The sequence below is a fragment of the Erythrobacter ramosus genome, from assembly GCF_009828055.1.
Taxonomy (GTDB): Bacteria; Pseudomonadota; Alphaproteobacteria; order Sphingomonadales; family Sphingomonadaceae; genus Erythrobacter; species Erythrobacter ramosus.
The window spans coordinates 172,245-190,743 of sequence record NZ_WTYB01000003.1; the positions used below are offsets into that span (position 1 = coordinate 172,245).

Here is an 18,499-nt window from a genome sequence, read left to right on the forward strand (position 1 = left end):
TTAGTTACCTCCTCCGCCGCCGCTAGCAGCCGTGCCTGCTTCCATCAGGCCCCCCTTGCCGGTCGGTTCCATTTCACGATAGGTCGAGATCGCCTTGTTCGAGGTGGCGATCACGGTTTCCACGTCACCCTTCTTGCCTTCGAGCAGATCCTGCGGATCGGCGACCATGGCAGCCAGGTTGCTGTTGACGGCGCAGCCGTAGTTGGGGCTGAGACCGTTGGAGTAGTTCATGTCCGACTTGGCCGACCAGTCCGGGCAACCCGGCACAGCCGCCGAGGTACGGGTGATGACCACACGGGCCTGACCCGGTTGAACATAGCCTGCCGTGACGGGCGCGGTTTCGCTGAGCATCAGACCATAGCGTGCCGCCAGATCGCGGATCGCATTGGTGACAGCCGGGTTCTGGCTCGGGTTCTCAATCGCGATGCGATCCCCGTAGCGCAGATCCATCGTTTCGAACCAGCCATTGAGGCGCTGCTGTTCCGAGATCGGCAGGCCAGCCGTGGTGGTGGTGACGTCGAGCGTCATGTTGGTGCGTTCCACCACCGGCACCTTGGTGCTGTAGAGCGCGGTGTTGGCGGGCATCCCACCGCAGCCGGCAAGGCCGAGGCCCAGCGTCAGCGCGAGAGCGAGCTTGGCCACAGGAAGCTGGGGGAGCGTGGTGTGTCGTGCAATCGGCATCGTGGTCACCTTTCTCACGTTAGAGGCTGAAGCCCGGGGTTGCGGAGTTGGCTTCGCGTTCCTCGCGGCGGTTCTTCTTGTCGGCGCGGCGCGGCTTTTCCGGCTGCGTCGGGACGATTGCGGCCGGATCGGCTGCGCTCACCTTGGGCTGCGGTGCATCCTGGCCAGCGGCAACCGGGCCGGGGCGCTGTTCGCCCGAGACACCCGCGTTGTTCTGGTAACCGAGGAACTGCTCAAGCTCGTTGGCGGAACGAAAACCATCGGTCGGCAGCTTGATGTCCGAGGCGTTGACCGGATTGACCAGATAGGGGGTGACGATGATCACCAGCTCGGTCTCGCCCTTGCGGAACTGGCGGCTGCGGAACAGGTTGCCGAGGATCGGCACGTCGCCCAGACCCGGCGCCTTTTCGAGCTGGTTCTGCGAGTTTGCGCTCATCAGGCCCGCGATCATGAAGCTCTGGCCCGAACCCAGTTCGACCGTGGTTTCGGTCCGGCGGGTGGTGATGGCCGGAACCTGGAAGCCGTTGAGCGTGATCGCACCCTGGGTCGAGAGTTCTGAGACTTCCGGACGCACGCGCATCGAGATGCGGCCGCTCGACAGCACGGTCGGGGTGTAGGCGAGACTCACACCAAACTGGCGGAACTGCACCGTCACCTGGCCGAGGCCCTGTGCGATCGGGATCGGGAATTCACCCCCCGCAAGGAAGGTCGCGGTTTCGCCCGACAGCGCCGTGAGGTTGGGCTCGGTGATGGTGGTCACCAGACCCAGCCGCTCCGACAAGTCGAGCGCGCCGAGCATGTTGAGCCCGAACAGCTTGCCAAGGCCGGCGAGCGAGGTGCCGCCCTGCGTGTCGATCGACGGTCCGATCAGATCGGTGCCATCCGGTAGCTTGATCGAGGTCTGCGCCGCACCGTTGCCGACACCGAGCGGACCGCCATAGTTGAATTCCCCTCCGCCGATCGCCCGGCCGGTGCCTACGCCGAACCGGAACCCGCTGGTCGCATCGGCCACTTGCAGGTTGCCGCCGATCTCGCGGACGAGGCTGCGGCTGACTTCCGCAAACTTGACGTGCAGATTGACCTGCAACGGGGTCGCGGTCTTCAGGCGGCTGATGACATTGGCCTCTTTACCGAGGAAAGCAGTGACGAGGCGTTCGGCCTCGGCAGCATCTTCCGGGGCGGCCACTGTGCCGGTGAGCAGCACAGTGTTGGCACCCATGGTCGACACGCTGACCTTGGCGTCGGGCATCGCCATCGCAAGCATCTGGTCGATGCTGCCGATGTTCGAGCCGACCCGGATGTTGGCCGAAAAGATCACGTCGCCGCGCTCGTTGCTGGCGTAGATGGTGGTTTCACCGCCCGCCTTGCCGAACACGTAGAGCTGACGCTGCGACTTCACCTGGACATCGGCGACCGCATCATTGGCGACAAACACGTCGGCCATGTTGCCCGGTACCGTCACCAGTTCGCCCTTGCCGATCGACAGGACGATTTCCTGCGCCGGGCTGACGACCTGCTGCGCGGTGGCAGTGGCCGCCGGCATCGCTGCCATCGGCACTGCGGCAATCGCAGCCACCAGCAGCTTGATCTTGAAATTGCGTGTCATGGGTTGCCCCCCTTCGGGTTTGCCACGGGTTGCCTGGAAAGCAGGCAAGCGATGGGTCATGGTCTTCAACATGGTCCTGATGCCTCTCAGTTGATCACGGTCGCACCGGCGGCGGGCAGACTTTGCCCGGCGCGGCGCACACCGCTCGACTGGCTGGAGAGGATCGCGGTGCCGTTGGCCTTGGCGCTCACGGTGGTTTCTTCGGTTTCCTTGCCGCGGGTCACGCGGACGCTGGGGCCGCGATAGACCGGTGCTGCGTTGCCATCCGCGCCACCCGAACGGGCCGGAGCCGGAGCAGCGGCGGGCGCTGCCTGCTGGCCTTGCGGTTGGTTCTTGGGCGGCACGGTCGAACGCTGGAAGCGCGAGACATCGCCGCCGGTGACAAAGGTCGTGCCCTTGTCGAGCGGACGACCCATTGCGGCCTTGAGCATCTTTTCTTCCTGCTCAGGTGTCGCATTGGCCGGCAGCTGGACATCGCCAGAGGCGACAGCGCGCTCAAGTTCGGCCGGGCTATCGGCGAGCGAGCGCAGTACCAGGCTGATCGTGCCGATGGTCTGGGCGACCGCAACCTTTTCCGCGATCTTCGGCGTTACTTCGAGCGTGACGGTGCGGAATTCGCTCACCACGGTCTTGCCGTTCTCGTCGGTGGTCTTTTCAACCGTCTGGTCGGTCGCCAGCACGCGCAGATTGCGCAGCACGGTTTCCGCGGTGTTGAGGGTACATTCGGTGCAATCGCCCGAGACCTGCTGGGTCAGCACGAGGTCAACCCGGTCGCCGGCAAAGACGAAGCCTGCCACCCCGGTCGTCGCCGACACCGGAACGGTGACAGCGCGCATGCCCGGCCCGAGCGCCGCAGCCAGGAAGCCGCGATCGCCCGGCGCAACGAGCGAGCCCTGCGTGACCGGCTCACCGGCGGTGATCGGATAGCGGACCACGGTGCCCAGCAGCTTGTTCATGTCGGCTTCGCCATCGATGAAGTAAGCATCCTGCACCAATTCCTTGGGCCAGGGCTGGAAGCCCAGAGCGTCGGCGGTGATGATGGTGCCCGCAGTCAGCGCCCGCTTGGCAACCAGCACGCGCGGCCCGGTGGGCACGGCGGCTTCGGCATTGGGGGCAGCGCCTCCGGTGAACATGCTGCGTGCAGCAATCGCCGTCCCGATCGCGATGATCAGCGCTCCGAGCAGCAGAACCAGTTTCTTCCTATCCATGGCTCAAATAGCCCCCTCGTAAATGCCCTAGGTTTGGTTAGCGGGCGGGTATGGTTGCGATACGTAAGTCTTGACTGGTTAAAATCGGGTTCACGCGGCCTGGGCTGCGATTGCGCCGCCCGGCAGGTAATTGACCGCCAGCACCCACAGCCCGCCAAAAGCGATGGCCACGCCATAGGGAATCTTGAGCTTGTCGCGTTCGCGGCGGATGGTGTGCCAGCCGACCATCACGATCGTCAGCGCGCCGCCTGCCAGTGCCATCACCAGCAACAATTGCAGGAAGGCTTGCGGGCTGACCCACAGCGCCAGCACCGTGAGCAGCTTCACATCGCCGCCGCCCATCATCCGCAGCGCGAACATACCGGCAAACACGGCAAAGGCGGCCAGGGCCACACCCAGCTGGATCGCGACATCGGGCCACAGCGACAGGCCGCTCGACCACCAGAACACCGGAGCGCCGAGCGCGATGGCGGCGTTCAGCCAATTGTCGATCTGGCGGCGCTTCATGTCTGTGAACGCGGCAAAGACCAGCGCAATTGCCAAGGCGATCAGCAGACCGTAGGAAATGGAATTCATCGACTTCGTGCCCCCGGCGCGAGCCCTCGCGAGATGCGGGGGCCGTCCTTCATTGGGACACTGCTACAGGCTATGACTTACCAAATAGTAACCACGACAAACGGCCTGCGACCTTACCTTGCAGGAGCGTTGGCATGACAGACCGCCGAGCGATTCCGCCCTACGCGCAGGAAAGCACGTGGGCAGCGGCAGATGGTCATGTGGTGCGCCGGATCGACTGGCCGGGCGGATCTGTGCCGCGCGGCTCGATCCTGTTTCTTCCCGGGCGCGCCGATTTCTACGAAAAATATCTCGAGACGCTGGACGAATGGCACCGCGCCGGGTGGCGGGTGACCGCATCGGATTGGCGTGGGCAGGCGGCATCGGGACGGCTCGGCAAAGATGCGGTCACGGGGCATATCGAGGATTTCGGCGTCTGGGTCGACGATCTGGCACACCTGTGGGAGCGCTGGGTCACCGAAACGCCGGGGCCGCATGTGCTCGCTGCCCATTCGATGGGCGGCCATATCGTGCTGCGCGCGCTGGCCGCTGGAAGGGTCAAGCCGGATGCCGTGGTGCTGAGCGCGCCGATGACCGGCATGAACGGCCCGCCGCTGCCGCTTCCCATGCTCCACCGGGTGGCGCAGACCATGTGCCGGATCGGCGATCCGCTGCGCCAAGCGTGGAAATGGAGCGAAAAGCCGGGCGAGCTTCCCGCCGCCCGCTCGCATCTGCTTACCCATGATCCGGTGCGGTACGCCGATGAGCAATGGTGGCGTGACCACCGCCCGCAGCTGGTCATGGGACCAGCGAGCTGGCGCTGGGTCGAGCGGGCCTATGCCTCTTGGCGGGTGCTGGACGCTCCCGGTGCGCTGGAAGCGGTGGACGTGCCGGTGCTTATCATCTCCACCGCGTCCGACAAGCTTGTCAGCCACTCCGCCAATCTCAAGGCTGGCAAGCGGCTGCCCAAGGGCGAGATGATGGCCTTGGGCGCCGAGGCTCACCACGAAGTGCTGCGCGAAGAAGACGCGGTGCGGGATCCCATTATGGCGAGAATCGCCGACTTCCTCGACCGAACAGCGCCACCGGCATGATCTACGATATCGCCATTATCGGGGCAGGCATGGCAGGCGCGAGCCTTGCTGCGGAACTTGCGCCACACGCCAGCGTGCTGGTGCTCGAAGCGGAGGATGCGCCGGGGTATCACGCCACGGGGCGCTCGGCCGCGTTCTGGGAGGAATGCTACGGCGGTCCTGGCGTGGTGCCGCTGACGCTGGCCTCGGGCACTTATCTTGGCGAGCACGGTTTCCTGACCTCGCGCGGAGCGCTTTATGTCGGGCGCGGGGAAGACCGGGCGAAGATGGATGACCATGTCGCGACCTTCGCTGGAACCGGCGTCACCATTGAGCGGCTCAGCCCCGCCGAACTGGCGGACAAGGTGCCGCATATCCGCCCGTACTGGACCGAAGCACTGCACCAGCCGGCCTGCGCCGATATCGACGTGGCGGGGCTGCATCAGCATTATCTCGGCACGTGTCGGCGGCTGGGCGTGGAGATTGCCTGCCGGGCGCAGGTCGGAGGCCTTGTGCGTGAGGGCGGGGTTTGGACGATCACCTCTGAGCGTGGGGAGACGTGGCGCGCCGCCACGATCGTCAATGCTGCCGGGGCATGGGCGGACACTATTGCGCGTCTCGCTGGCGTGCGAGCTATCGGTATCGCTCCTTTCCGCCGCACCGTCGCGGTCCTGCGCGTTGCGCCGCAAGCGCCCCCCGATCTGCCGTTGGTGCTCGACATCAATGGCGGCTTCTATTTCAAGCCGGACGCCGGGCGCCTGTGGCTCAGCCCGCATGACGAAATCCCAAGCGAACCCTGCGACGCCGCGCCTGAGGAACTCGACGTGGCCATCGCCATCGACCGCTTCCAGCAGGTCACCGACTGGCGGATCGAAGCGGTCGAGCGGCGCTGGGCGGGTCTGCGCAGCTTCGCGCCTGACCGGCTGCCGGTCTACGGCTTCGACGCCAATGCCGAGGGTTTTTTCTGGTTCGCAGGCCAAGGCGGTTTCGGCATCCAGACTGCGCCGGCCGCCGCGCGGCTTGGGGCGCAGTTGCTGCTGGGTCATGGGGCCGACGCCATGACCGCGGCAATCGATCCGGCCATGTATGCCCCGGCGCGATTGCAAGCGCGGGCCGAGGCCTTAACCGTCTAGCCAAGCCGCCGACCTTCTGGCATTTCCCTAATCTCGATTAACCAAAAGGGAGAGAAAGCCGATGGCGCACACATTTGAAATCTACAAGGATAACGCAGGCGAGTTCCGGGTGCGGTTCAAGTACAACTCGGAAGTGATGTTCTCGACGCAGGGCTATTCGAGCAAGGCGAGCGCGCAGAACGCGATCGACTCGATCAAGAAGAACGGCCCCGGCGCCGAGGTTGAAGACAACAGCTGATTTGCACAGCGTGCTTCGACAGGCTCATCACGAGCGAGGGAATTGAACAGCCTCCGCTCATCCTGAGCTTGTCGAAGGATGCCCTCTAACCCCCCGCAGCAACCCGCGCTGCCTCTGCACTCGCCAGCGCATCGACTCGGTCATTTTCGGGGTGGCCGTTGTGGCCCTTTACCCAGTGCCAGGTCACCTTGTGCGGGCGGGCGGCTTCGATCAGATCGTGCCACAGATCGGCATTGCGCACCGGTTTCTTGCTGGCATTGACCCAGCCATTGCGCTGCCAGCCGTGGATCCACTTGTTCATCCCGTCGAGCACATATTTGCTGTCGGAATAGAGATCGACCCGGCACGGCTCGATCAGCGCATTCAGCCCTTTGATCGCCGCCATCAGTTCCATGCGGTTGTTGGTTGTGTCCGCCTCTCCGCCAGAGAGTTCCTTTTCGTGCGCGCCCATCCGCAGCAGAACGCCCCAGCCGCCGGGGCCGGGATTGCCCTTGCAGGCGCCGTCGGTGAAGATTTCGACATGTTTCATGCCAGTCCCCTATGGCGGCTAAGGGCGATCACGCAAGCAGGCCGTCGCCCGCTTGGTCGTAGAACTGCCAGCGGCGCGCGAATTGCATCGGGTCCTTGCGGGTCACGAGCGCGTCGTCCGGGGTGTCGAGCCAGTCTTCGGCGCGGCTGGCGACGAACCTGAGGCACGCCCCCTTGGCGACGTCAGCAAACAGCGCGCGTTCGGCCGCTTCGAGCGGGCGGACGCTCTGATAGCCTTGCACCAGCGCCGCGCCGCAATCGGGGCGGTAGGCGTTGGCCGCATCGAAGCACCACGCGGCATGGGTGACCGCGAGATCGAGCACCATTGGCCCGGTGCAGGCGAAGTAGAAATCGATCAGTCCCGTCACCCGGTCGCCCAGCATCAGCACATTGTCGGGGAACAAGTCAGTATGGGTCTGCGACTGCGGCAGGGCAGTCAAGTCGAGCGCGGCGGCGGTGCGGGCGTGATCGAGCATCGCGGGCAGGGCAGGGTTGATGGTCGCCAGCCGCTCCGTCCCGCAAGCCTCCAGAATCGCGGCGGTTGCGGCAAAGTCCATCGCATTGGCGCGGGAGCGGGGGAAATCCTCAGCCGCCAGATGCAGCCGCGCCAGCACCTCGCCCACGGCGCGCGCCTGCGCAGGCGTGGGTCGTGTGGGGGAGACGCCGGGCAGAAATTCGATCAGCGCGGCAGCCTTACCCTCGACCATGCGGAACGACGCACCGTCACGGTCATGCATGGTGCGCGGCACCGGGCAGGCCTTGCCCGCCAGATGATCGAGCAGATCGAGGAAGTAGGGCAGATCGGCATAATCGATCCGCCGTTCGTACAGCGTCAGTATGAAGCGGGTGCCGCCACCATTGCGTCCAGTCGTCTCCACCAGCCAGTTGGAATTGGACACGCCCTCGGCAATTCCCTTGGCCGAGACCAGCTCGCCCACGTCATATTGCGCGATCAGCTGGGCGAGATCCTCCGCCCCGAGATGGGTATAGACCGCCAAGTGTGCCCCCGAAGCCTATTCGGTCAGCTGGCGCGGCAGCTTGAACACCATCTTCTCTTCGGCTGCGGTGATGGTCTTCTCGCTGATCGGGCGATAGGCCGCCAGCGCATCTACCACTTCGCGCACCAGAATTTCAGGCGCCGAAGCCCCGGCGGTGAGGCCCAGCGTCTTCACGCCTTCAAGCCAGCTGAAATCGATCTCGGTCGCGCGCTGGATCAGCTTGGCAGGCGTGCCCAGTCGTTCGGCCACTTCGACCAAGCGCAGTGCGTTGGACGAATTGGGCGAACCGATCACCAGCACCAGCTCGCAATCCTGTGCCAACTCCTTGACGGCGGCCTGCCGGTTCGAGGTGGCGTAGCAGATATCCTCCGCCCTCGGCCCCGAGATGTTGGGGTAACGCCATTCGAGAGCCTGAATCACTTCGCGCGTGTCGTCCACCGAGAGGGTGGTCTGGGTGAGGTAGGCCAGTTCCTCATCGGCATCGAACGGCAGCTTGTCGACATCTTCGATCGTCTCGACGAGCGTCATTTGCCCCGGTTCGACCTGACCCATCGTGCCGATCACTTCGGGGTGGCCTTCATGGCCGATGAAAATGATGTGCCGACCCTTCTCGATCTGGCGTTCAGCCTGACGGTGGATCTTGCTGACCAGCGGGCAGGTGGCATCGACATAGAGCAGCTTGCGGCGCCTGGCCTCGGCCGGGATCGCCTTGGGTACGCCGTGGGCGCTGAACACAACCGGCGCATCGTCGGGCACTTCGTCCAGTTCCTTGACGAAGATCGCACCCTTGGCCTTCAATTGCTCCACGACATACTTGTTGTGGACGATTTCGTGCCGGACAAAGACCGGCGAGCCATAGCGTTCGAGCGCCTTCTCGACGATCTCGATCGCTCGGTCGACCCCGGCGCAGAACCCGCGTGGAGCGGCGATCAGCAGGTTGAGGGGCGGGCGCTCGGCAGTGGTGTCTGCGGTGGCGGCATCGGATGCTTGAAAGGGCGCGTTCATATCGCTCCCTCTAGCGCTTTCATCACGTCCTCGCTAGGGCGCACGGGATCGTAAATTCAAGGACGGCTTTGATGATGCTTCGCGCACGCGCCTTTTTTGCCCTTTCCGCCGTGGCGGCGCTCGCGGCCTGTTCGAACGAGGGCGAGCTGGTGGTCGATCAGGGCGTCGGTATCGCCAGCGTGCTGACCCTTTGCCCGTCGGTCGGCATTCCCGACTACACGGGCGATGTCACCACCTTCCGCAACGCGGCGGATACGACCACGGCCAGTCTGGATGTGAGCGCGGCGATGACCAATCTGCGCGCCATCTGCAACGACACCGGTGAACAGGTCTATTCCGAGGCGACCTTCACTGTGAACGCGCGTCGCAGCGATACCCGCGGCGCGCGCACCGTCGAACTGCCCTATTTTGTCACCGTCCTGCGCGGCGGCAGCGCGGTTGTGACCAAGCGGATCGGCACAGTGACCCTTGCCTTCGCCGATGGGCAGGACCGCGCCACCGCGAGCGGCAAGGCCGGTAGCTACATCAACCGCGCCGATGCCGCGCTGCCCGAGGATATCCGCGAAAAGATCACCCGACGACGCCGCGCCGGCGACACCGAAGCGGCGCTTGATCCGTTGGCTGACCCAGAAGTGAAGGCCGCCATCGCCCGCACGCGCTTTGAAATGCTGGTCGGCTTCCAGCTGACCGAGGCGCAGCTGGCGTATAACGTGACGCGCTGATTTTGTTGCGAAGGCGCCTCCGCGCCTTCGTCCTCGGTGCTGATCCTTCGCTGCGCTACGGGCACCTGCGGGCGCGCGGTCGCGCTTGCGACGCCTGTGGCGTCGACCGGGGATTTCATTCTATCGTCTTCCCGGGCTTGACCCGGGACCCCGCTTCCTTCTTTGCACGCGCGATATTCCGCGCACATCGCACGAGACAACCATGACCCAACCCAAGACCCTTTATGCAGCCTATGCGGCGCTGATCGAAACCGTGCTGACCGATCTGGTCGCCGATGGCGTGCTGCCTGCGGGTACCTCCTTCGCCAACGTTACGCTCGAACCGCCGCGCGATGTGTCGCATGGCGATCTGGCGACCAACGCCGCGATGGTGCTGGCCAAGGGAGCGGGCATGAACCCGCGTGCGCTGGCCGAGGCGATCACGGCCAAGCTCACCGCGCATCCCACCATCACCAGCGCCGACATCGCCGGGCCAGGCTTCATAAACCTCAGGCTCGCGCCGCAAGCGTGGCTCGATGAATTGCAGGCGATCGTGCAACTCGGCGATGATTACGGCCGCTCGACGATGGGCGAGGGCCGCAAGGTCAATGTCGAATACGTCTCGGCCAACCCGACCGGCCCGATGCACATGGGCCATTGCCGCGGCGCGGTGGTGGGTGATGCGCTGGGGTCGCTGCTCGAATTCGCCGGGCATGAAGTGATCCGCGAATACTACGTCAATGATGCTGGCGCGCAGGTCGATGTGCTCGCCCGCTCGGTGCATATGCGGTATTGTGAGGCGCTCGGTCAGACGATCACCATCCCCGAGGGGCTCTATCCGGGCGACTACCTCGTTCCGGTCGGCCAGCAACTCGCAGCCGAGTTCGGCGATCAATATGCCGCCGCGCCTGAAGGCGAATGGCTAATCCTGTTCCGCACCCGCGCGGTCGCGGCGATGATGGACATGATCCGCGAAGATTTGGCGACGCTCGGCATCAAGCACGACCTGTTCTCCTCCGAGGCCGAATTGCAGGCCTCAGGCAAGGTCGATGCCTCCGAAGCGTGGCTGCGCGCACATGACCTCGTCTATGACGGTGTGCTCGAAGCCCCCAAGGGCAAGGCCCCGCCGGAAGACTGGGAGCCGGTGCAACTCCCGCTGTTCCGCTCGACCAAGTTCGGCGACGATCAGGATCGCCCGATCAAGAAGTCGAACGGCGCGTGGACCTATTTTGGCGCTGATCTCGCTTACCACTTCCAGAAGGCGCAGACCGCCGATGCCCTCGTCGACATTTGGGGCGCGGATCATGCCGGTACGGTCAAGCGGATCAAGGCCGCCGTCGCCGCGCTGACCAGCGCTGACGGCGCGCCGCCCAAGCCGTTCGAGGTCAAGCTCGTCCAGATGGTGCAGCTGCTCAAGGGCGGCCAGCCGTTCAAGATGTCGAAGCGCTCGGGCAATTTCGTCACCCTCGCCGATGTGGTCGAGATGGTCGGCAAAGACGTGGTGCGTTTCACCATGCTCACCCGCAAGCCCGATGCGCAGATGGATTTCGACTTCGACAAGGTGGTCGAAGCCTCGAAGGACAATCCGGTGTTCTATGTGCAATATGCCCATGCCCGGATCCGTTCGACGTTACGCAAGGCAGCTGACGCCGGGCTATCACCGTCTGACGCAGATATCGCGCGGCTCGGCGCTGAGGAAATGGCGCTGATCGCCCGTGCTGCGCAGTTCCCACGCGAGATCGAGGCCGCTGCCCGCGCCCGTGAACCGCACCGGATTGCCTTCTATCTCTATGATCTGGCAGCTGATCTCCATTCCTACTGGAACCTGGGTAACGACCGGCCGGAAAAGCGCTTCATCGTGGAACAGGATCCAGAGCTTACCGCGGCAAGGCTTTTCCTTGGCAGCGCAATCGGGCAAGTGATCAAGGGCGGGCTCGCCGTGTTAGGCGTCGAGGCTGTCGAGAGTATGTGACCGGGAGTTTTTGGCTCTTCGGGGGGGAAGCGAAAGATCGCCATGATCGAGGCTGAGTACGAAGAACTGAACGACGAGGGCGGCGAGCTGGACCTTGCCAACACGGACAGCTTGCCGTGGCTCGAATCCGATGAGGACGAGACAGAGGCCGGCGGGCTCGATCCGGGGCAGATCATGCTGTTCGGCGCCGCGCTGGTGCTGCTGCTCGGCGCGGTGGTCGGCGGGGTGTGGTTCATCTCGAACCGGGCCGCGGGCGGCGATGTGGTGGCCGATGGCAGCGTGATCCCCGCGCCCGAAGGCCCGGTCAAGCAGCGCCCCGATGATCCGGGCGGCAAGGAATTTGCAGGCACAGGCAATGTCGCCCCCGTGGTGGGCGAAGGCGGCTCGCGTCCGGCGGTGGTGGCCGATGGCCCCGCTCCGACACCGAGCGCGGTGCCCAAGCCGAGCGTCTCGACCGTTCCCATGGCGGTTCCGGCAGCAGGTGATATCCCCGGTGTCGGCGTGCAGCTCGCCGCCTACGGCACCCGCGCCCGTGCCGAACAGGGTTGGAGCGACGTCACTCGCCGCACCGATGCGCTGACCGGCGTGAAATACCGGATCGTCGAAGGCAAGGTCGATATCGGCACGGTCTACCGCTTGCAGGCCGTGGCCGGCAGCCGCGCCGAAGCGGACCGGCTGTGCGCGGCGCTGAAAGCTGACGGGGTCGATTGCCAGGTCAAATGAACGCCCGCGCTGGTGGCGGCGCGGTTGCGGGTTCATTGCACGGCCATTGCTCAGGCATTGCGGGTGTGTTGCGCGGCTTTTCCCCGTTATTGACCCCCTCTTGCCCTTGCTAGACCCTCGCTAGCCTGCGATTTTGCACGCCTTATGATTCCGGCAATCTTCGGCCTCAGCGGCCCGCATCTGACAGCGGACGAACGCGCTTTCTTCCGCGATGCGGACCCGGCGGGCTACATCCTGTTCGGGCGCAATTGCGTTGATCCTGAGCAGTTGCGCGCGCTCACGGACGAACTGCGCAGCATTCACGGGAGAGACCGCCTGCTGGTCTCAATCGATCAGGAAGGTGGCCGCGTCGCGCGCCTCAGGCCGCCGCTGTGGGCGGGCTATCCTGCGGGACAAGCCTTTGAGAAATTGTACGAAATTGCGCCTGCCAGCGCGATCGAAGCAGCCCGCGCCAATGCCACTGCCATGGGCCTCGAACTGTCGGCGATGGGCATCACGGTCGACTACCACCCCCCGCTCGACCTGCGGGTGCCCGGCGCCCACGATGTGATCGGTGACCGGGCGTTTGGCGCAGATCCGATGCAGGTGGCAGCGCTGGGCAGGGCGGTGCTTGAAGGGCTCGCGGCAGGCGGCGTAACCGGGTGCATCAAGCATATGCCCGGCCACGGCCGCACCGATGTCGACACCCACAAGGCGCTCCCGACCGTGACGGCGTCGGTGGAGGAACTGGAAGATGACCTCATCCCGTTTCGCACGCTGAATCATGCGCTTATCGGCATGACCGGACATCTCGTCTTCACGGCTTGGGACGCAGAGAATCCGGCAACCCTCTCCGAAACGGTGATCCGCGACGTGATCCGGGGATCGATCGGGTTCGACGGACTGCTGCTGACCGACGATATCGACATGGAAGCATTGGGTGGCAGCATTCCGCAGCGCGCTTCCCGCGCCCACGCGGCGGGGTGCGATATCATCCTCAATTGTTGGGCGAAAATGGACGATATGCAGGGCATCTGCGAGGTGCTTCCCGCCATGTCCGAGGCCACCGCCGCGCGGCTCGACCGAGCCCTGGCAGGCACTCACATTGCTTCGAGCATCGCGCCTGAAGCTGCTGATTTGCTGGCCAAACGCGATACGCTGCTGGCGCTCACCGGAACTCCGGCATGAGCGCTGACGAACCCTTCATGTTCCCGCCCGACGCTGGCAGGCCCGATGCCGACGCGCTCTATCTGGAGCTGGATGGCTGGGAAGGCCCGCTCGATCTGCTTCTTGATCTCGCACGGCGGCAGAAGGTCGACCTGCTCCAGATTTCAATCCTCGCGCTGGTCGATCAATACCTGACCTATATCGAGCGCGCGGGCGCGATGAAGTTGGAGCTGGCTGCCGATTACCTCGTGATGGCGGCATGGCTCGCCTACCTCAAATCCGCGATGCTGCTGCCCAAGGCCGAGCAGGAAGATCCATCGCCTGAAGAACTCGCCCTGCGCCTGCAACGGCGGCTGCAACGGCTCGGCGCGATGCGTGAGGCGGCGGCGCGGTTGATGGGGCGGGACCGGATCGGGCGCGATGTGTTTTTGCGCGGCGCCCCCGAGGGCCTGCGCACTGATCGCAAGACCGTGTGGCGCAGCGATATCTTCTCGCTGATCCAGGCCTATGGGCAGGTGAAGGCCCGCACTGCACCGCGCATCTATCACGTCGCCAATCGCCCGGTGATGACGCTCGACAGCGCCTTGGAGCGCGTTTCGGCGATGCTGGGCGTGACGCTGGAATGGATGGAAATCCGCGACTTCCTGCCACCTCACGCTTCGCCGGAACTGAAGCGTTCGGCGCTTGCCTCCAGCTTCGTTGCCGCGCTGGAACTCGCCAAGCGGGGGCGGGCCGAGATCGAGCAGGAGGGCGCATTTACTCCCTTGCGCATCCGCCGCCTGAAAGAAGGCGCAGCCGCCGCATGAGCGACGAGCCCGGCACCCTCGAACGCGCCGTGGAGGCCACGCTGTTCGCTTCGGAGGAACCGTTGAGCGTTGATGCGCTCGCCGCCCATCTTGGCGGCATTGCGTCCGGCGATGTGCAGGACGCGCTGGCAACGCTCGAAGCGCGCTACCGCCTGCGCGGCGTGCATCTGGTTGAGCGCGGCAAGCGCTGGCATTTTGAAACCGCGCCCGATCTTGCCCACCTGCTCCGGCGTGAGAAGGAACAGGTGCGCCGCCTCAGCCGCGCGGCGACCGAGGTGCTGGCGATCATCGCCTATCACGAGCCTGTCAGCCGCGCGGAAATCGAATCGATCCGCGGGGTACAGACCAGCGCTGGCACGCTTGATGTTTTGATGGAGGCGGGGTGGATCAAGCTCGCCGGTCGCCGCGAAGTGCCGGGCCGTCCGGTGATTTACGCGACCACGCCCGACTTTCTCGACCATTTCGGCCTCGCCAGCCGCCGCGATCTGCCGGGGATCGACGAATTGCGCGCGGCCGGGCTGCTCGATCCGGTCGACGAAGCAATGGAGGCCGCCATGCGCTTCGATCCTGACGATGCCGACGAAAGCGATGCGGCAGACGACGAGAATCTGGCGGACTGACTCGCAATTGCCGAAGGCTTGCCCTAAATGGGCCTCTAGCGAACGCCGGACAGCTATCCGGCCATGCGGCACCCACGCACCCCCGCCGCAGTTCAGGAGTTGAGACCATGGGTTTTTCGTCGATTTGGCACTGGGTCATTGTCCTGCTGATCGTGCTGATCCTGTTCGGACGTGGCCGCATCGCCGAAATGATGGGCGATTTCGGCAAGGGCATTTCCAGCTTCAAGAAGGGCCTCAACGAGACCGAGGACACCGCCGCCAAGGCGGTCCGGATCGAACCGCCTGCCGCAGCGCCTGCCCCGACCGAAGCCCCGGCTCCCGCCCCGGCTGACAAGACCGACACCACTGGCGCCTGATTTCTCCCTTCTGAGGAGGCGGCGCAGCCGCATCTGACATGTTCGATATCGGCGTTGGAGAGCTGCTGGTCATTCTGATCGTCGCGGTCGTGGTGATCGGGCCGAAAGACCTGCCGCTTGCCATGCGCACGGCGGGGCGCTGGATCGGCAAGATGCGCCGGATCTCCGCCCATTTCCGCTCCGGCATCGACACCATGGTGCGCGAGGCCGAGCTGGAGGACATGGAAAAGAAGTGGAAGGCGCAGAATGAGGAAATCATGCGCCGTTCCGCCGCGTTGACCGAAGCCGAAGCTGGCGCACCGGTGATGACCGGCCCGCCGCCGGTGGAGACGCTGCCGGTCAAAGCGCCGTCGCTCGAAAAGGCGCCAGCCGAGACAGCACCGGCCGATATGCCCGCCGCTGAACCGGCCCCCGAAACTGCCGCGCAGCCGCTGGCGCAGATGCCCACGACCGAACCCGCCGCGAAGGGCAGCGCCGATGTTTAAGGTCGAGGATCTCGACGAAACCCGCGCGCCGCTGCTCGACCACCTGATCGAGCTGCGCACCCGCGTGATCCGCGCGCTTCTGGCGCTGGCGGTAGGGTTTGCGATCTGCCTCTATTTCGCGGACGAGATTCTCGGCATTCTGGTCTGGCCGCTGAAGCAGGCCTTTCCGGCGGGTGAGGGTCAGTTGATCTTCACCAAGCTGCCCGAAGTGTTCTTTGTCGAGCTGAAGGTCGCGCTGTTCGCGGGCTTCATGGTCAGCTTCCCGATCATCGCCAACCAGCTCTGGGCCTTCGTTGCGCCGGGCCTGTATGCGCGCGAGAAGAAGGCGTTTCTGCCGTTTCTGTTTGCCACCCCGGTGCTGTTCGCAGCGGGCGCTTCGCTCGCCTATTTCGTGGTGATGCCGACCGCCTTCACCTTCTTCCTCGGGTTCGGGGGGACGGCTGGCGGGCTAGACGTGCAGGCGTTGCCCAGCGCGGGCGACTATCTCAACCTCGTGATGCAGTTCATCCTCGCCTTCGGGCTGACCTTCCTGCTGCCAGTGCTGCTGTTGCTGCTCCACCGCGCCGGGATCATCACCCGCGCGCAGATGGTGGCCGCGCGGCGTTATGTGATCGTCGGTATCTTCATCATCGCCGCAGTGGTGACGCCGCCCGATCCGGGCTCGCAGATCATCCTGGCGATTCCGCTATGGCTGCTGTTCGAAGCCTCGCTGCTGCTGATGCGCTTCCAGGAGAAAGCCGTCGCAGCGGACAAGGCCGCGCGTGAGGCGGAACTGGCAGCGCAGCAAGCGGCGGAGTAGCGTCCTTGTTTGTGAGCCACCCTCGGTGGCGCAGACCGCCCGCCCCGCCTCCCCGCCCGGCCACCATAACATAGTGGTACTATTGGTGGCCGGGCGGGGAGGCGGGGCGGGAGGTCTGCATCGCGCGTCAGCGCGGCAAAGATACAGTTACTCCGCCTCGCGCACTTTCACGCCGCCGATCCACACTTGAAGCACTTTGGTTTCGCGCAAGGCCTCGGGCGAGGCGAATAGCGGGTCGCGGTCGACCAGCAGGAAGTCCGCCCGCTCTCCGGGGAGGAGGCGCCCGAACCGGCCTTCCGCAAACCCGGCAAAGGCGGCGTCCGAGGTGTACCCGGCCAATGCCTGTTCGCGGTTCACGGTTTCCTCGGGGAACCACCCGCCAAAGGGCTGACCACTGGCATCCACGCGGCTGATCGCGGCGGCCATCCCTGCGAAGGGATCAGCCGGCTCAACCGGCGCGTCCGACCCGAAGGCGAGCCTGCCGCCAACTGTGACCACGGAGCGCCACGGATAGGCACCATCCAGCCGGTCCGGCCCCAGCCGCGCTTCGGCCATCAGCCGGTCCGAAGTCTGGTGCAGCGGCTGCATCGAGGCGATCACCCCATGCTTGCCCAGTCGCCCAAGATCGACTGGGTCGATGATCTGCGCGTGTTCAATCCGCCAGCGCCGGTCTCCGGTGTAGCTTTCCGACAGCTCCTCGACCGCGGCGAGCACCTCGGCGTTGGCGGCATCGCCGATCGCGTGAACGGCGGTCTGGAAATTGTCCATTGCCGCGCGGCTCATCAGGTTGCGCAGCTGTGCAGGCGTCAGCAGTGGCAGGCCCTTGGCGCCCGGATCGTCGTGATAGGGCGCCTTCAGGCTCGCCCCGCGCGATCCCAGCGCGCCGTCGAGATAGAGCTTGATCCCGCCCATGCGCAGCTTGTCGTCATAAAGCCACACGGTCGGCTCCGGCCCGGCAACGGTCTCCAGCGTCTCGAACGAATTGGCATAGGACATGATGCGGATTTGCAAGCGGCCTGCATCGCCCGCGCGGCGATAGGTCGTCCAGTCGGGCATCTTGGTGCCCATGTCGGCGACTGCCGTGACCCCGTAGCCGAGCAGCACTTCCTGCGCCTTGGCAAAGGCAAGATCGCGGTCTTCGGGGCGGGGCGGGGGGACGACCTTGCCGACCAGCTGCACCGCATAGTCCACAAACACGCCTGCCGGTGCGCCCTTGGCATCGCGGATGATTTTGCCGCCTTCCGGGTCCGGCGTCTTGGCGGTCACACCCGCCGTGGTGATGGCGAGAGTGTTGCCCCAGTTGGCGTGATTATCCGCGCGTTCGAGCCACACCGGGCGGTCTGAAACCACAGCGTCGAGTTCCGCCGCCGTGGGGAAGCGGCCCAAACCCCACTTCTCCTGATTCCACCCGCGCCCGATGATCCAAGGGCGGCCAGGATTGGCTTCGGCAAAGGCCTTGATCTTGGCGAGTGCGTCTTCGAGCGAGGTTGTGTTCGACAGATCGAGCGTCAGCGCGGCAAAGCCGATGTCCATCACGTGGACGTGGGCGTCGATCATGCCGGGGATCATCACACGCCCCTCGCCATCAAGGCGGTAATCGACCTGCGGGCGCTTGTCGCTGCGGGTCAGCACCTGCGTGATCTTGCCATCCTCGTCGAACACCAGGCCGTTGAAGCGCTTGACCTTGCCCGCTGCGTCGATGGTCACCCCATCGACATTGTCGACCAGCGTATCGGCCCAGGCGGGCGCGGCCAGCGCGAGAGCGGATACGGCGGCAAGAGCGGCGGAAACGGTGCGGAGCATGGCGGTCCTTGAACTTTCAGGAAAACACGTAAGGCAGCGGTGCCTATCGCTTTGCCGCGCGCT

At 65.0% G+C, this 18,499-nt stretch carries 20 protein-coding genes; 12 read left to right on the forward strand and 8 right to left on the reverse strand.

The annotated features are described in order from the left end of the window. The 4 genes from GRI59_RS13520 to GRI59_RS13535 all read right to left on the reverse strand — a co-directional run bounded on the left by GRI59_RS13520 (position 1) and on the right by GRI59_RS13535 (position 4,071). Positions 1–681: a CpaD family pilus assembly protein gene (locus GRI59_RS13520; RefSeq protein WP_160761773.1), complete on the reverse strand. Its 681-nt coding sequence runs from the start codon at positions 679–681 to the stop codon at positions 1–3. 19 nt (positions 682–700) lie between these two features. After that, the gene (locus GRI59_RS13525; RefSeq protein ID WP_160761774.1) at positions 701–2,287 is read right to left on the reverse strand and encodes a type II and III secretion system protein family protein; all 1,587 of its coding nucleotides are present in this window, start codon (positions 2,285–2,287) and stop codon (positions 701–703) included. Between the two features lie 86 nt (positions 2,288–2,373). Next, positions 2,374–3,495, reverse strand: coding sequence for a Flp pilus assembly protein CpaB (cpaB, locus tag GRI59_RS13530; RefSeq protein WP_160761775.1), 1,122 nt, complete (start codon positions 3,493–3,495; stop codon positions 2,374–2,376). A gap of 90 nt (positions 3,496–3,585) precedes the next feature. Continuing rightward, the gene (locus GRI59_RS13535) at positions 3,586–4,071 is read right to left on the reverse strand and encodes an A24 family peptidase (RefSeq protein ID WP_160761776.1); all 486 of its coding nucleotides are present in this window, start codon (positions 4,069–4,071) and stop codon (positions 3,586–3,588) included. A 134-nt stretch (positions 4,072–4,205) separates the two neighbouring features. On the opposite strand from GRI59_RS13535, the gene GRI59_RS13540 reads away from it, so the two are divergent. The 3 genes from GRI59_RS13540 (at position 4,206) to GRI59_RS13550 (ending at position 6,494) form a co-directional block, all read left to right on the forward strand. Continuing rightward, positions 4,206–5,144, forward strand: coding sequence for an alpha/beta hydrolase (locus GRI59_RS13540; protein ID WP_160761777.1), 939 nt, complete (start codon positions 4,206–4,208; stop codon positions 5,142–5,144). Further along, positions 5,141–6,256 carry an NAD(P)/FAD-dependent oxidoreductase gene (locus GRI59_RS13545; protein WP_160761778.1) on the forward strand — a complete coding sequence of 372 codons (1,116 nt, stop codon included), beginning with the start codon at positions 5,141–5,143 and terminating at the stop codon, positions 6,254–6,256. Before GRI59_RS13540 ends, GRI59_RS13545 begins: the two co-directional genes overlap by 4 nt. A 61-nt stretch (positions 6,257–6,317) precedes the next feature. Continuing rightward, on the forward strand, positions 6,318–6,494 hold the full coding sequence (locus tag GRI59_RS13550; protein ID WP_101791703.1) for a YegP family protein: 177 nt from the start codon (positions 6,318–6,320) through the stop codon (positions 6,492–6,494). Positions 6,495–6,579: 85 nt separating this feature from the next. Here the strand turns inward: GRI59_RS13550 and rnhA are convergent, their stop codons facing one another. From rnhA to ispH, 3 genes are read right to left on the reverse strand one after another with little or no spacing between them, the layout of a single operon-like run. Continuing rightward, positions 6,580–7,023, reverse strand: a complete 444-nt coding sequence (rnhA, locus tag GRI59_RS13555; RefSeq protein ID WP_160761779.1) for a ribonuclease HI — start codon at positions 7,021–7,023, stop codon at positions 6,580–6,582. Between the two features lie 28 nt (positions 7,024–7,051). After that, complete coding sequence (locus GRI59_RS13560) at positions 7,052–8,020, reverse strand: homoserine kinase (protein ID WP_160761780.1); 969 nt, start codon at positions 8,018–8,020, stop codon at positions 7,052–7,054. Positions 8,021–8,035: 15 nt separating this feature from the next. Then, complete coding sequence (ispH, locus tag GRI59_RS13565; RefSeq protein ID WP_160761781.1) at positions 8,036–9,025, reverse strand: 4-hydroxy-3-methylbut-2-enyl diphosphate reductase; 990 nt, start codon at positions 9,023–9,025, stop codon at positions 8,036–8,038. 71 nt (positions 9,026–9,096) lie between these two features. Between ispH and GRI59_RS13570 the strand changes: the two genes are divergently transcribed. The 9 genes from GRI59_RS13570 (at position 9,097) to tatC (ending at position 16,633) form a co-directional block, all read left to right on the forward strand. Next, positions 9,097–9,747, forward strand: coding sequence for a hypothetical protein (locus GRI59_RS13570; RefSeq protein WP_160761782.1), 651 nt, complete (start codon positions 9,097–9,099; stop codon positions 9,745–9,747). A 202-nt stretch (positions 9,748–9,949) separates the two neighbouring features. Further along, complete coding sequence (gene argS, locus GRI59_RS13575; protein ID WP_160761783.1) at positions 9,950–11,698, forward strand: arginine--tRNA ligase; 1,749 nt, start codon at positions 9,950–9,952, stop codon at positions 11,696–11,698. Positions 11,699–11,740: 42 nt separating this feature from the next. Next, on the forward strand, positions 11,741–12,421 hold the full coding sequence (locus tag GRI59_RS13580; protein ID WP_160761784.1) for an SPOR domain-containing protein: 681 nt from the start codon (positions 11,741–11,743) through the stop codon (positions 12,419–12,421). 144 nt (positions 12,422–12,565) lie between these two features. Next, complete coding sequence (gene nagZ / locus GRI59_RS13585) at positions 12,566–13,588, forward strand: beta-N-acetylhexosaminidase (protein WP_160761785.1); 1,023 nt, start codon at positions 12,566–12,568, stop codon at positions 13,586–13,588. Next, entirely contained in the window at positions 13,585–14,373 is a 789-nt protein-coding gene (locus tag GRI59_RS13590) for a segregation and condensation protein A (RefSeq protein WP_160761786.1), read from the forward strand. Before nagZ ends, GRI59_RS13590 begins: the two co-directional genes overlap by 4 nt. Further along, the gene (scpB, locus tag GRI59_RS13595; protein WP_160761787.1) at positions 14,370–14,993 is read left to right on the forward strand and encodes an SMC-Scp complex subunit ScpB; all 624 of its coding nucleotides are present in this window, start codon (positions 14,370–14,372) and stop codon (positions 14,991–14,993) included. Before GRI59_RS13590 ends, scpB begins: the two co-directional genes overlap by 4 nt. A 107-nt stretch (positions 14,994–15,100) precedes the next feature. Then, entirely contained in the window at positions 15,101–15,349 is a 249-nt protein-coding gene (locus GRI59_RS13600; protein WP_160761788.1) for a twin-arginine translocase TatA/TatE family subunit, read from the forward strand. 38 nt (positions 15,350–15,387) lie between these two features. After that, on the forward strand, positions 15,388–15,834 hold the full coding sequence (tatB, locus tag GRI59_RS13605; RefSeq protein WP_160761789.1) for a Sec-independent protein translocase protein TatB: 447 nt from the start codon (positions 15,388–15,390) through the stop codon (positions 15,832–15,834). After that, entirely contained in the window at positions 15,827–16,633 is an 807-nt protein-coding gene (gene tatC / locus GRI59_RS13610; RefSeq protein ID WP_160761790.1) for a twin-arginine translocase subunit TatC, read from the forward strand. The genes tatB and tatC overlap by 8 nt, the downstream gene beginning before the upstream one ends. Positions 16,634–16,780: 147 nt before the next feature. On the opposite strand, the gene GRI59_RS13615 is transcribed toward tatC, so the two are convergent. Beyond that, entirely contained in the window at positions 16,781–18,436 is a 1,656-nt protein-coding gene (locus GRI59_RS13615) for an amidohydrolase (RefSeq protein WP_160761791.1), read from the reverse strand. Between the last annotated feature and the right edge of the window lie 63 nt (positions 18,437–18,499).

Bases quoted from the DNA above. Each gene is read 5' to 3' on its own strand.
- GRI59_RS13520 (WP_160761773.1), bottom strand. From the start codon at position 681: ATGCCGATTGCACGACACACCACGCTCCCCCAGCTTCCTGTGGCCAAG.
- GRI59_RS13525 (WP_160761774.1), bottom strand. From the start codon at position 2,287: ATGACACGCAATTTCAAGATCAAGCTGCTGGTGGCTGCGATTGCCGCA.
- cpaB (WP_160761775.1), bottom strand. From the start codon at position 3,495: ATGGATAGGAAGAAACTGGTTCTGCTGCTCGGAGCGCTGATCATCGCG.
- GRI59_RS13535 (WP_160761776.1), bottom strand. From the start codon at position 4,071: ATGAATTCCATTTCCTACGGTCTGCTGATCGCCTTGGCAATTGCGCTG.
- GRI59_RS13540 (WP_160761777.1), top strand. From the start codon at position 4,206: ATGACAGACCGCCGAGCGATTCCGCCCTACGCGCAGGAAAGCACGTGG.
- GRI59_RS13545 (WP_160761778.1), top strand. From the start codon at position 5,141: ATGATCTACGATATCGCCATTATCGGGGCAGGCATGGCAGGCGCGAGC.
- GRI59_RS13550 (WP_101791703.1), top strand. From the start codon at position 6,318: ATGGCGCACACATTTGAAATCTACAAGGATAACGCAGGCGAGTTCCGG.
- rnhA (WP_160761779.1), bottom strand. From the start codon at position 7,023: ATGAAACATGTCGAAATCTTCACCGACGGCGCCTGCAAGGGCAATCCC.
- ispH (WP_160761781.1), bottom strand. From the start codon at position 9,025: ATGAACGCGCCCTTTCAAGCATCCGATGCCGCCACCGCAGACACCACT.
- GRI59_RS13570 (WP_160761782.1), top strand. From the start codon at position 9,097: ATGATGCTTCGCGCACGCGCCTTTTTTGCCCTTTCCGCCGTGGCGGCG.
- argS (WP_160761783.1), top strand. From the start codon at position 9,950: ATGACCCAACCCAAGACCCTTTATGCAGCCTATGCGGCGCTGATCGAA.
- GRI59_RS13580 (WP_160761784.1), top strand. From the start codon at position 11,741: ATGATCGAGGCTGAGTACGAAGAACTGAACGACGAGGGCGGCGAGCTG.
- nagZ (WP_160761785.1), top strand. From the start codon at position 12,566: ATGATTCCGGCAATCTTCGGCCTCAGCGGCCCGCATCTGACAGCGGAC.
- GRI59_RS13590 (WP_160761786.1), top strand. From the start codon at position 13,585: ATGAGCGCTGACGAACCCTTCATGTTCCCGCCCGACGCTGGCAGGCCC.
- scpB (WP_160761787.1), top strand. From the start codon at position 14,370: ATGAGCGACGAGCCCGGCACCCTCGAACGCGCCGTGGAGGCCACGCTG.
- GRI59_RS13600 (WP_160761788.1), top strand. From the start codon at position 15,101: ATGGGTTTTTCGTCGATTTGGCACTGGGTCATTGTCCTGCTGATCGTG.
- tatB (WP_160761789.1), top strand. From the start codon at position 15,388: ATGTTCGATATCGGCGTTGGAGAGCTGCTGGTCATTCTGATCGTCGCG.
- tatC (WP_160761790.1), top strand. From the start codon at position 15,827: ATGTTTAAGGTCGAGGATCTCGACGAAACCCGCGCGCCGCTGCTCGAC.
- GRI59_RS13615 (WP_160761791.1), bottom strand. From the start codon at position 18,436: ATGCTCCGCACCGTTTCCGCCGCTCTTGCCGCCGTATCCGCTCTCGCG.